This window comes from Serratia sp. 201 (assembly GCF_037027545.1).
Classification (GTDB): Bacteria; Pseudomonadota; Gammaproteobacteria; order Enterobacterales; family Enterobacteriaceae; genus Serratia; species Serratia bockelmannii.
Genome location: NZ_JAXCHC010000003.1, coordinates 381,965 through 394,000, shown reverse-complemented (window position 1 = coordinate 394,000; position 12,036 = coordinate 381,965). Strand labels below are relative to the sequence as shown.

Here is a 12,036-nt window from a genome sequence, read left to right as displayed (position 1 = left end):
TTACGCGCCCGTTCTTCCCTACTGCACCACCACCGTACCCGGCTTGTTGGCTATCCGATCCGCCATGGTCTGGATCGAGTCGGTGCGCAGAATATACAGCCGCTTCAGCGTATAGGGGTTATCCCCCGGCTTCACCTTGCCCTGCACCGTGGTCACCGCCAGATGGAACCCGGCGTCCTGCGCCGCCTGAATCGCCCGTTGGTTATAGCCGCCGAACGGGTAGGACACATACAGCACGTGCGGGTTGAACTGCGACAGCGCGCGGCGCGAGCGCTCAAAATCGAACTCGATATTGTGCAACGAACGGCTCAGCAAAATCGGCTGGCGGTTACCGTCGGTGCGGTGCAGAAAATGGGTATGCGACTGCACGTCGAACACGTCCTGAATCTGCTTGAGCTCCGAAACGCTCATAAACTGCAGCGAGTCCGGGTTCCATTTCTGCGGGTGGCGTTTGATGCGCGAAGAGATGATGAACGCCGTGGCGCGGAAACCGTAATCCTTCAGCACCGGGTAAGCGTAGCGATAAACCGACTTCAGCCCGTCGTCGAAGGTCAGCACGATCGCCTTGCCCGGCAGGTTGATCTGATTTTTCAGGTAGGCTTCCAGCTGATACAGCGAAATGGTGTCGTAGCCCGCCTGCTTCAGATAGGTCATTTGGTTGCTGAACGCCACGTCTGAGGTGGTGGTCGAGGTGTGGCGGAAGCGTTTGTTCTCTTCGTTTTTCAGCAGGTGGTGGTAAGTCAGCACCGGTATGCCGTTATCGATCTCGCAGTCCAACTCATTAATGAACCCCAGCCGCTCGCCGATGTTGACCTCGTACCAGGTGTTGTTCAGGCGATCTTTCAGCTTGCCGATGATGGGATAGCGCAGGTTGCCTTCCAGCGTGCCCAAGACCTCGCTGTCCTTGTCCGCTGCGGTGTATACGTCGATCGTTTTTTGCGTGATCAGATTCTGGTTGGTCAGCGGTTTGTTCAGCTCGCCCAAATCGTCTTGCACCTTGCGCGACTTCTTCAATTCACGCACGTCGTCTTTATCGATAAAGCCGGTACCGTGCCCGAATTTGAATTCGTAGTATTCCGCATCCGCCGGGAAGACTTGGATCAGCTGCCCGCGCTTCACTTCCCCTACCGGGATCACATGCTCGCCCACCAACGCATAGACTTCGCTATCGCGCTGCGCTTCCATGTATTCAGATTTAACCGCGCCGTCTTCCGACAGCAGATTAGCCAGGCTCACAGGGGAAACCAACGACATCAGAATGCCGAGTAACCCAGCCGTTAACGTGTATTGAGACCGCATGATGATGTTCTGCTTACGAGTGCGTAATGACAAAAGTGAAGGAAATGTGGAGCGCCAGCATAGCACGATTTGAACAGCGGGGAACTAGCGGTTATTTGAGCAATTCTATTGATTTACGCGCCGCCTGCGCCAAATCAAGAAAGGCGCTCCCGCCGGGAAAGCGGGAGCGCGATATGATCAGCTGCGCAGGCCGCGGCCGCGCTCGATCAGATACCAGGACAGCAGATAGAACACCGCGATAAACGCCACCAGCACCGCCATGGTGAACGCCAGCGGCACATCGTTGATGCCGAGGAAGCCGTAGCGGAAGCCGCTGATCATATAGACGATCGGATTCAGCTTGGACACCGCCTGCCAGAATGGCGGCAGCAGCGACAGCGAGTAGAACACCCCGCCCAGGTAAGTCAGCGGCGTCAGCACGAAGGTCGGGATCAGGCTGATATCATCGAAAGTGGTGGCAAACACCGCGTTGATCAGCCCCGCCAGCGAGAACAGGATCGCCGTCAGCAACAGCGTCAGCGCAATCACCCACCAGGCGTGCACCTGCAGCGGCACGAAGAACAGCGAGATGATGGTCACCAGCACGCCGACGCAGATACCGCGGGCCACGCCGCCGCCGACATAGCCGGCGATCACCACGTGGGTCGGCACCGGCGCCACCAGCAGTTCCTCAATGTTGCGCTGAAACTTGGCGCTGAAGAACGACGAGGCGACGTTGGCATAGGAGTTGGTAATGACCGCCATCATGATAAGGCCGGGCACGATGAACTGCATGTAGCTGAAGCCGTGCATATCACCGATACGCGAACCGATCAGGTTACCGAAGATGATGAAGTACAGCGTCATGGTGATCACCGGCGGCACCAGGGTCTGGATCCAGATGCGCGCGAAGCGGTTTACCTCTTTGGCCCAGATGCTTTGTAAGGCCACCCAATACAAACGCGTCATGCTTTTTCTCCATTGCCGTTAACCAGGGTGACAAACAGCTCTTCCAGGCGGTTCGCCTTATTGCGCATGCTCAGCACCTGCACGCCCTGCGCGCTCAGCTGGGCGAACAGGCCGTTCAGCCCCTGCTCGCGCATCACCTCCACTTCCAGCGTCGAGGTATCCGTCAGGCGGCTGTGGTAACCATCCAGCTTCGGCAGCGGGCTCTTCGCCGCCAGATCGAGGATGAAGGTTTCCGACTTCAGCTTGGCCAGCAGCCCCTTCATCGAGGTGTTTTCCACCAGTTCCCCGTTCTGGATGATGCCGATGTTGCGGCACAGCATTTCCGCCTCTTCCAGATAGTGGGTGGTGAGGATAATGGTGGTGCCCTGGGCGTTCAGCTCTTTCAGGAAGCCCCACATCGAGCGACGCAGTTCGATATCCACCCCGGCGGTCGGTTCATCGAGGATCAGCAGCTTCGGTTGGTGCATCAACGCGCGGGCGATCATCAGGCGGCGCTTCATGCCGCCGGACAGCATACGGGCGCGCTCGTTGCGCTTGCCCCACAGATCCAGCTGATTGAGGTATTTCTCGGCGCGCGCCATCGCTTCACGCCGCGTAACGCCGTAGTAACCCGCCTGGTTCACCACGATCTGCAACACGGTCTCGAACGGGTTGAAGTTGAACTCCTGCGGCACCAGGCCGAGCTGGCGCTTGGCGTTAACGATGTCTTTATCGATGTCATAACCGAATACCCGCACGCTGCCGGCGGTTTTGTTCACCAGCGAGCTGATGATGCCGATGGAGGTGGACTTTCCGGCGCCGTTTGGCCCCAGCAGAGCATAAAAATCCCCCGCCTCGACGCTCAGGTCGATGCCGCGCAGCGCCTTGACGCCACCGGCGTAAGTCTTGGTCAGCTGCGCTAATTCCAGTGCATAATTCATATGTAAAATAGTACCTTATGACGATGAGTATGCCGCCGCGCCCCTGTTTGCGAGGCTTGAAACACTAACAATAATCCTAGCATCGACGGCGTTTTCACTGCGTCGAATCCGTGCGGTAAATGAGGTTGCACCACTGTTCCGATTTCCAAATTGTGACGCTTACCCTATATTACTCCAACGCAATCTGTTCGTTACGGGTCAATCACCTTCATGAAAGAAATCGAAGAGCTTATCGCCAACAACCAGGCCTGGTCGGCCAATATCAGTCAGGAAGACCCGGAATTTTTCGAACGTTTAGCCCAGGCGCAAAAGCCCCGCTTCTTATGGATTGGTTGCTCTGACAGCCGCGTTCCTGCAGAACGCCTGACCGGCCTCGAGCCGGGTGAACTGTTCGTCCATCGCAACGTGGCGAACCTCGTGATCCACACCGATCTTAACTGCCTGTCGGTGGTGCAGTATGCGGTAGATGTGCTGGAGGTCGAACACATCATCATCTGCGGCCACCTGGGCTGCGGCGGCGTGCAGGCCGCGGTGGAAAACCCGGAACTGGGGTTGATCGACAACTGGCTGCTGCACATTCGCGATCTGTGGTACAAGCACAGCTCGCTGCTGGGCGAGCTGCCGCCGGAACAGCGTTTCGACATGCTGTGCGAGATCAACGTCATTGAACAAGTGTACAACCTGGGCCACTCCACCATCATGCAGTCCGCCTGGAAGCGCGGCCAGAAGGTGATGATTCACGGTTGGGTGTACGGCATTCAGGACGGCCGTCTGCGCGATATGGAAGTGCTGGCGACCAGCCGCGAGAGCCTGGAGATGGGCTACCGCAAAGCGATAGCCAAACTGAAGCAGGATAAAGGCGTATAACCCCGCCGCGGGCGCGGCTTGCCGCGCCCCACATCCAATTACTCGTCCAGCAGCACCACTTTGCCGACGTACGGCAGGTGACGGTAGCGCTGAGCGTAGTCGATGCCATACCCCACCACGAACTCATCCGGGATCGAGAAGCCGACATATTCGACCGGCACCTGCACTTCACGGCGCTCAGGTTTGTCCAGCAAGGTGCAAATCGCCAGCGATTTCGGCCCGCGCAGCGCCAAAATCTCGCGCACTTTGTTCAGCGTGTTGCCGGAATCGATGATGTCTTCCACGATCAGCACGTCTTTGCCGCGAATGTCTTCGTCCAGATCCTTGAGGATCTTCACGTCGCGGGTGGTGGACATACCGCTGCCGTAGCTGGAGGCGGTCATAAAGTCGACTTCGTGCGGCACGTCGATCGCGCGGCAGAGATCGGCCATGAACATGAAGGAGCCGCGCAGCAGCCCGACCAGCACCATGTCGCTGCCGCTGTCGCGGTAATGTTCGGTGATCTGGCGGCCAAGTTCGGCGATACGGGTCTTAACTTCCTGCTCGGAAATCATTACGTCTACAGTGTGTTTCATAGTATTCAGGTCAGTTGCCGGAAGAAAGGCGCAGAGTTTAGCATAGCCTTTCGCCGGTGGCGACGCGAGCGCACCGCCACCTGAGCGATGAACCGCGATCAGTCGTCGACGGTAAAGCCCATCATCATGCCGGTATCTTCATGCTCCAACAGGTGGCAGTGGGCCATATACGCATGTTCGCTGCTTGCCGGATGATCGAAACGCACCAGCACTTCGCTGCGCCACCCTTCGACGCGCACCGTGTCCTTCCAGCCGCTGCGATGCGCCGCCGGCGGTTTGCCGTTTTCCGACAGGATACGGAACTGGGTGCCGTGAATGTGGAACGGGTGCAGCATCATGTCGCCCTCACCGGAAATGGTCCATTTTTCATACTGACCCCGTTTGGCGGCAAACATCGGTTTGTTCATGTCGAAGGCCTTGCCGTTGATCATGTTGCCGTGGCTGAAATCGAACGGTTTGGCTTTGCTCTGCGCGCCGCCGTGATCCATCCCGGCCATCTTGCCATGATCCATGCCCTTCATGTTGCCGTGGTCCATGCCCTGCATGCCGCCCTTCTCCATACCTTTCATGTCTCCAGCGCCCGTCCCGCCATGATTCATGCTCATGCCAGCCATCGCCTGGTGACCATAACGATCCATCAGCGCCTGCATGCCGAGCATATCCAGCTGCGGATCCATCATCAGCTGCAGCCAACGCTCCTGGATACCAGTGGTGGCAGGCAATGTCGGCAGCTTCACCAGGCTGTCCGGCATGGTTTTGATACCCTGTGCCAACGACGGCTGAATGCGCAACACCGGCAGCGGCTGATCGAACGGAGCCAGCGTCATGCCCATCTGTTTCACCGGCAGCGTCACGATATCGAACGCTTTCCCGTCGGAGGCATCCACCAGCACTTCAAAGCGTTCGCCCATCAGCATCGGCAGCTCGGTCAGCTTCACCGGCTCCGCCAGGAAACCGCCGTCGCTGGCGATAACATACAGCGGACGGTTGTCACTGGCCGCCAGATTCAACGAGCGGGCGTTGCAGCCGTTGAGAAAACGCAGACGCAGCCAGCCGCGCGGCGCCAGATGTTGCGGATACTGCGCGCCGTTGGTGAACATGCGATCGCCAAACCAGCCCACCGCCGCGCTCATCACGTCCAGACGGTATTCGATCTGCGCGTCTTTGCCCAGCCGCTTATCCTGCAGGATCACCGGAATATCATCCTGTCCCCAGGTTTTCGGCAGCGGCAGTTTGGCGCTTTCATCGTCTTCCAGCAGCACCAACCCCGCCAGCCCCATCATCACCTGGCTGCCGGTTTTACCGTGCGTGTGCGGGTGGAACCAGCAGGTAGCGGCCGGTTGATCGACGGTGAAATTCACCGTGCGCGTCGCGCCGGGGTGGATCAGCGCCTGCGGGCCGCCATCGACGTCGCCGGGAATTTCCAGCCCGTGCCAGTGGACGGTACTGGCCTCCGCCAGGCTGTTTTTGATATCGACCGTCACCGGCTGGCCACGCTGCAGCTTCACCGCCGGCCCGAGCAGCGCGCCGTTGAATCCCCAGGTTTTGGTGGCGGCGCCGGGCAACCAGCGGGTTTCACCCGTCTGCAGCGCCAGCGCAATCTTTCCCTGCGCGTCCGGCATCAACAGCGGCGGTACCGGCAAGACCGGCCGATCGGCCGCCCAGGCGGCCCGGCTCCATAACGGCAATGCGCTCGCCGCGCCCAGCGCAGCGCTTAATTTAATAAAATCACGGCGTAACATCGCTGACTCCCTTTTCTCAGTGATATAACTCAATGCCGTCAGCCTAAACCTTCCCCCAGGCGGAAGGTCAAGCCTTTCCTGGCGGTATTTTAAGCTATGCCTCACAATCAAGAGAGTATGACCGGCACGCGCGACGCCGGCCCGGCAGCAATAAAATTTGGTGCCTTTACAGGCAAGTGTGGTAACGTCAGCAGACGACAAACAGGCCTATTTCATGATGAAAAAAACAACGTTATCGATGCTGTTGCTGGCGATGCTGGGCTTCTCCAACGCCAGTCTGGCGCTGAATGAATCCGAGGCGGAAGATCTGGCCGATCTGACGGCGGTATTTATTTATTTGAAAAATGATTGCGGCTACAACGATTTGCCAAATGCGCAAATCAAACGCGCCATTGTCTATTTCGCGCAACAAAACCGCTGGGATTTGAGCAACTACAACAGCTTTAACATGAAGGCGCTGGGCGAAGACAGCTATCGCGATCTCAGCGGCATCGCCATTCCAACGCCTAAGAAGTGCAAATCGCTGGCGCGCGACTCTTTGAGCCTGCTGGCCTACGCCAACTAATTCCGCCCCTCTCCCCCACCCGCCTTTCGCTCTCTCTGTCTGAAATTCAACCGTGCATCGCCAGACAGAGTTAGCTATGATGTTGCGCCGATTTTTCATGGCTGTTATTACGGAGTTTCCCGCACATGACCCAGAAAGAAATTTGGTACGAAACGCTGCATACGGGCTTCGGCCAGTATTTCTCGGTAGAGAAGGTGCTGTACCGCGAGAAGACCGATCATCAGGATCTGGTGATCTTCGAGAACCCGGTCCTGGGGCGCGTGATGGCGCTCGACGGCGTGGTGCAAACCACCGAGCGTGACGAGTTCATCTATCACGAAATGCTGACCCACGTGCCGCTGCTGGCGCATGGCCAGGCGAAGAAAGTGCTGATCATCGGCGGCGGCGACGGCGGCATGCTGCGCGAAGTCAGCCGGCATCCTGGCGTGGAGCAGATCACCATGGTCGAGATCGACGCCGGTGTCGTCGAGTTCTGCCGCCAATACCTGCCCAACCACAGCGCCGGCGCCTATGACGATCCGCGCTTCAAGTTGGTGATCGACGACGGCGTCAACTTCGTGAATCAAACCGACGAAACGTTCGATGTGATCATCTCCGACTGCACCGATCCGATCGGCCCCGGCGAAAGCCTGTTCACCTCGGCGTTTTATGAAGGCTGCGCCCGCTGCCTGAATGAGGGCGGCATTTTCGTTGCGCAGAACGGCGTCTGCTTCCTGCAACAGGACGAGGCAATCAACAGCCACGCCAAACTGAGCCGCTACTTTAGCGACGTCAGCTTCTATCAGGCGGCGATCCCGACCTATTACGGCGGCATCATGACCTTTGCCTGGGCGAGCCAGAACCCGGCACTGCGCCAGATCGATCTGCCGACTCTGCAACAACGCTTTAACCAAAGCGGCCTACACTGCCGTTATTACAACCCGGCAATTCACGTCGGCAGCTTTGCCCTGCCGCAATATTTGCTCAATGCCCTGAACGTAACACGTTAAGCGAGAAGATAAAGGAGGTGGCCTAAATTGCATAAGCTAAAACTGCACGGCTTCAACAACCTGACCAAGAGCCTGAGTTTTTGTATTTACGATATTTGTTATGCCAAAACCGCGGACGATCGCGACGGCTATATCGCCTACATAGACGAACAATATAACGCCAACCGGCTGACCGAGATCCTGAGCGAGACCTGCTCGATCATCGGCGCCAATATTCTGAACATCGCGCGTCAGGACTACGAGCCGCAGGGCGCCAGCGTCACCATCCTGGTCAGCGAAGAGCCCATCGATCCGAAAGACGTCGATACGTCGGAACACCCAGGCCCGTTGCCGAATACGGTCGTCGCGCACCTGGACAAAAGCCATATCTGCGTACATACCTACCCGGAAAGCCATCCGGAAGGCGGGCTATGCACCTTCCGCGCCGATATCGAGGTCTCGACCTGCGGCGTCATTTCGCCCCTCAAGGCACTGAACTACTTAATTCACCAGCTGGAATCCGACATCGTCACCATGGACTATCGCGTGCGCGGTTTTACCCGCGACGTGAACGGCGTGAAACATTACATCGATCACGAGATCAACTCGATCCAGAACTTTATGTCGGAAGACATCAAGGCGCTGTACCACATGATGGACGTGAACGTTTACCAGGAAAATATCTTCCATACCAAGATGTTGCTGAAAGATTTCGATCTGAAGCACTACCTGTTTAACGCGGAGCCGGAGGCGTTGAGCGCAGCCGAACGCAAGCAGATCACCGATCTGTTATGGAAAGAGATGCAGGAAATCTATTACGGCCGCAATATTCCGCATCTGTGATGGAAAGGGCGCGGTACGCCGCGCCCTGATGCTTAGTACTTCAGCATGAAAGAACGATAGGCCTTCAACACCAGCAGGAAGTCCTCAACGCCGCAGAATGAGAGGCTTTCTTCGTCGTAGTAGTTCATCCCCTCTTCCATTTCATCGCCCTCGAACTCCAGCTGATTGGCACGGATCATCACTTCTTCACCATCCATCAGCAGCGTATATTCATGGCCTTCCAGCTGCCATTGACGCTCGCTGCCTTTGACCTCGGCCGCACCGGCTTCAATCCGGTCCAGCAGGTTGAAATCGCCTTTAACTTCTTCGTTGATCCAGTGGCCAATCGCTTCATGCCCCATCGAAAATCTGACGATCACCTGACCGGTGACGTCACGCAGAAATTCGTAATCCATAGCATGCCCTCCTGAGCCCTTTTTCTTAGTGTAAACATAAATGGCGGACTAACTCAGTGAGCGCTCGCAAAGTTGGCAACTGAGCAAAATAAAACGGGAGGCCAAGGCCTCCCGTTAAACAGTTGCGCAATATAGCGGCTTACACGGCGGTTTGGAAGATCACGCCGTCGGCTTTTTCGGTGTACTGCCCCAGCTGGTCAAAGTTCAGGTAGCGGTAGGTATCCGCCGCCGTCTTGTCGACCTGCGTCATATAGGTCTGGTACTCGTCCGGCGTCGGCAGGCGGCCCAACAGGGACGCTACCGCGGCCAGTTCGGCAGACGCCAGATAGACGTTGGCACCGGTGCCCAGACGGTTCGGGAAGTTACGGGTCGAGGTGGAAACCACCGTCGCGCCGTCCGCCACGCGCGCCTGGTTGCCCATGCACAGCGAGCAGCCCGGGATCTCGATACGCGCACCGCTCTTGCCGAAGACGCTGTAGTAGCCTTCTTCGGTCAGCTGAGCCGCATCCATCTTGGTTGGCGGCGCCACCCACAGACGGGTCGGCAGCTGGCCCTTGTGCTGATCCAGCAGCTTGCCGGCCGCGCGGAAGTGGCCGATGTTGGTCATGCAAGAACCGATGAACACTTCATCGATTTTGCTGTTGGCCACGTCGGACAGCAGGCGTGCATCGTCAGGATCGTTCGGCGCGCACAGGATCGGCTCTTTGATCTCGTTCAGATCGATGTCGATCACCGCTGCGTATTCCGCATCCGCATCGCCTTCCAGCAGTTGCGGATCCGCCAGCCATTTTTCCATGCCCTGAATACGGCGCTCCAGCGTACGGCGATCGCCGTAGCCTTCGGAGATCATCCACTTCAGCAGCACGATGTTGGAGTTCAGATACTCTTCGATCGGCGCCTTATCCAGCTTGATGGTACAACCGGCGGCGGAACGTTCGGCGGACGCATCGGTCAGCTCAAACGCCTGCTCGACCTTCAGATCCGGCAGGCCTTCGATCTCCAGAATGCGGCCGGAGAAGATGTTTTTCTTGCCCTTCTTCTCGACGGTCAGCAGCCCTTGCTGGATCGCGTAGTAAGGGATGGCGTGCACCAGATCGCGCAGGGTGATGCCCGGCTGCATTTTGCCTTTGAAGCGCACCAGCACCGACTCAGGCATATCCAGCGGCATCACGCCGGTCGCGGCGGCAAACGCCACCAGGCCGGAACCGGCCGGGAAGGAGATACCGATCGGGAAGCGGGTGTGGGAATCGCCGCCGGTGCCGACGGTGTCAGGCAGCAGCATACGGTTCAGCCAGGAGTGGATCACGCCGTCGCCCGGACGCAGCGAGACGCCGCCGCGGTTCATGATGAAGTCAGGCAGCGTGTGGTGCGTGGTCACGTCGACCGGTTTCGGGTACGCGGCGGTGTGGCAGAACGACTGCATGACCAGGTCGGCGGAGAAGCCGAGGCAGGCCAGGTCTTTCAGCTCATCACGGGTCATCGGGCCGGTGGTGTCCTGAGAACCGACGGAGGTCATCTTCGGTTCGCAGTATTCGCCAGGGCGAATACCGGCGACGCCGCAGGCGCGGCCGACCATTTTCTGCGCCAGCGAGAAGCCTTTGCTGCTCGCGGCAACCGGTTTGGCGATGCGGAACACGTCGCTGTGCGGCAGGCCGAGCGCTTCGCGCGCCTTGGTGGTCAGGCCGCGGCCGATGATCAGCGGGATACGGCCGCCGGCGCGCACTTCATCCAGCAGCACGTCGGTTTTCAGCTCGAAGTTGGCGATCAGCGCGCCGGTTTCGTGGTTGCGCACTTCACCTTTGTACGGGTAAACGTCGATCACGTCGCCCATGTTCAGCTCGGACACGTCCACTTCGATCGGCAAGGCGCCGGCATCTTCCATGGTGTTGAAGAAGATAGGTGCAATCTTGCCGCCCAGCACCACGCCGCCGCCGCGCTTGTTCGGCACGTGCGGGATGTCATCACCCATGAACCACAGCACCGAGTTGGTGGCGGATTTACGGGAGGAACCGGTGCCGACCACGTCGCCGACGTAGGCCAGCGGGAAGCCTTTCTTGTTCAGCAGCTCGATCTGTTTGATCGGGCCAACGCTGCCCGGCTGATCCGGCACGATGCCTTCACGTTCGTTTTTCAACATCGCCAGCGCGTGCAGCGGGATGTCAGGACGCGACCAGGCGTCCGGCGCCGGAGAAAGGTCATCGGTGTTGGTTTCGCCGGTGACTTTGAACACGGTGACGGTGATCTTTTCCGCCAGCTCAGGGCGCGACAGGTACCATTCGGCATCGGCCCAGGACTGCATGATCTGCTTGGCGTGCGGGTTACCGGCCTTGGCCTTATCTTCCACGTCGTAGAAGTTGTCGAACATCAGCAGCGTGTGGGACAGCGCTTTGGCGGCGATAGGCGCCAGCTTTTCGTTGTCCAGGGCATCGATCAGCGGATGAATGTTATAACCGCCCTGCATGGTGCCTAACAGTTCAATGGCTTTCTCGGGGGTAACCAGGGGGGATGTCGCTTCGCCTTTGGCGATGGCCGCCAGGAAACCTGCTTTAACGTAGGCGGCTTCGTCGACGCCCGGTGGAACACGGTTAATCAGCAGGTCTAACAGGAATTCTTCTTCGCCTTTTGGCGGATTCTTCAGTAGTTCGACCAGCGCGGCCATTTGGGTGGCGTCTAGCGGCTTAGGGGCGATGCCCTCAGCAGCACGCTCGGCTACGTGCTTACGGTATTCTTCTAGCACGACGTTCTCCTCGCTCTCATTGTCATTTATTGTGCCTGGCGTATATGCAAACCGGGTTTATACCCTTGGGGTTTCACTCTGTGGCTAGGCGATCGGCCCGTAGAGGCCCCGAAACGGTGATTGGGGCAAACAAGCACGGTCAAACAGCGTTACAGCATGAAAGACTGATGGGTAGAG

General features: G+C 58.3%; 11 protein-coding genes. 4 read left to right on the top strand and 7 right to left on the bottom strand.

The window, feature by feature from the left end; all coding sequences use genetic code 11:
* Nucleotides 1–18: 18 nt before the first annotated feature.
* The 3 genes from WA302_RS17470 to WA302_RS17460 all read right to left on the bottom strand — a co-directional run bounded on the left by WA302_RS17470 (nucleotide 19) and on the right by WA302_RS17460 (nucleotide 3,167).
* The gene (locus WA302_RS17470; RefSeq protein WP_025304228.1) at nucleotides 19–1,299 is read right to left on the bottom strand and encodes a polysaccharide deacetylase family protein; all 1,281 of its coding nucleotides are present in this window, start codon (nucleotides 1,297–1,299) and stop codon (nucleotides 19–21) included.
* 177 nt (nucleotides 1,300–1,476) lie between these two features.
* The gene (locus tag WA302_RS17465; RefSeq protein WP_004937535.1) at nucleotides 1,477–2,247 is read right to left on the bottom strand and encodes an ABC transporter permease; all 771 of its coding nucleotides are present in this window, start codon (nucleotides 2,245–2,247) and stop codon (nucleotides 1,477–1,479) included.
* Complete coding sequence (locus WA302_RS17460) at nucleotides 2,244–3,167, bottom strand: ABC transporter ATP-binding protein (RefSeq protein WP_212562999.1); 924 nt, start codon at nucleotides 3,165–3,167, stop codon at nucleotides 2,244–2,246. Before WA302_RS17460 ends, WA302_RS17465 begins: the two co-directional genes overlap by 4 nt.
* A gap of 210 nt (nucleotides 3,168–3,377) precedes the next feature.
* Between WA302_RS17460 and can the strand changes: the two genes are divergently transcribed.
* Nucleotides 3,378–4,034, top strand: coding sequence for a carbonate dehydratase (gene can / locus WA302_RS17455; RefSeq protein ID WP_016930066.1), 657 nt, complete (start codon nucleotides 3,378–3,380; stop codon nucleotides 4,032–4,034).
* A 38-nt stretch (nucleotides 4,035–4,072) separates the two neighbouring features.
* Here can and hpt read toward each other — a convergent pair whose 3' ends face one another.
* The gene (gene hpt, locus WA302_RS17450; RefSeq protein WP_048234659.1) at nucleotides 4,073–4,609 is read right to left on the bottom strand and encodes a hypoxanthine phosphoribosyltransferase; all 537 of its coding nucleotides are present in this window, start codon (nucleotides 4,607–4,609) and stop codon (nucleotides 4,073–4,075) included.
* Between the two features lie 98 nt (nucleotides 4,610–4,707).
* Nucleotides 4,708–6,351: a multicopper oxidase CueO gene (gene cueO, locus WA302_RS17445; protein WP_151429366.1), complete on the bottom strand. Its 1,644-nt coding sequence runs from the start codon at nucleotides 6,349–6,351 to the stop codon at nucleotides 4,708–4,710.
* Nucleotides 6,352–6,568: 217 nt separating this feature from the next.
* On the opposite strand from cueO, the gene WA302_RS17440 reads away from it, so the two are divergent.
* From WA302_RS17440 to speD, 3 genes are all read left to right on the top strand, one after another.
* On the top strand, nucleotides 6,569–6,916 hold the full coding sequence (locus tag WA302_RS17440) for a YacC family pilotin-like protein (protein ID WP_004937515.1): 348 nt from the start codon (nucleotides 6,569–6,571) through the stop codon (nucleotides 6,914–6,916).
* 125 nt (nucleotides 6,917–7,041) lie between these two features.
* On the top strand, nucleotides 7,042–7,905 hold the full coding sequence (speE, locus tag WA302_RS17435) for a polyamine aminopropyltransferase (RefSeq protein ID WP_043141308.1): 864 nt from the start codon (nucleotides 7,042–7,044) through the stop codon (nucleotides 7,903–7,905).
* A gap of 27 nt (nucleotides 7,906–7,932) precedes the next feature.
* Nucleotides 7,933–8,727, top strand: coding sequence for an adenosylmethionine decarboxylase (gene speD / locus WA302_RS17430; RefSeq protein WP_004937510.1), 795 nt, complete (start codon nucleotides 7,933–7,935; stop codon nucleotides 8,725–8,727).
* 32 nt (nucleotides 8,728–8,759) lie between these two features.
* Here speD and yacL read toward each other — a convergent pair whose 3' ends face one another.
* Both yacL and acnB read right to left on the bottom strand, forming a co-directional pair.
* Nucleotides 8,760–9,122, bottom strand: coding sequence for a protein YacL (gene yacL / locus WA302_RS17425; protein WP_004937507.1), 363 nt, complete (start codon nucleotides 9,120–9,122; stop codon nucleotides 8,760–8,762).
* Between the two features lie 139 nt (nucleotides 9,123–9,261).
* On the bottom strand, nucleotides 9,262–11,859 hold the full coding sequence (gene acnB, locus WA302_RS17420) for a bifunctional aconitate hydratase 2/2-methylisocitrate dehydratase (protein ID WP_261456696.1): 2,598 nt from the start codon (nucleotides 11,857–11,859) through the stop codon (nucleotides 9,262–9,264).
* Nucleotides 11,860–12,036 lie beyond the last annotated feature (177 nt).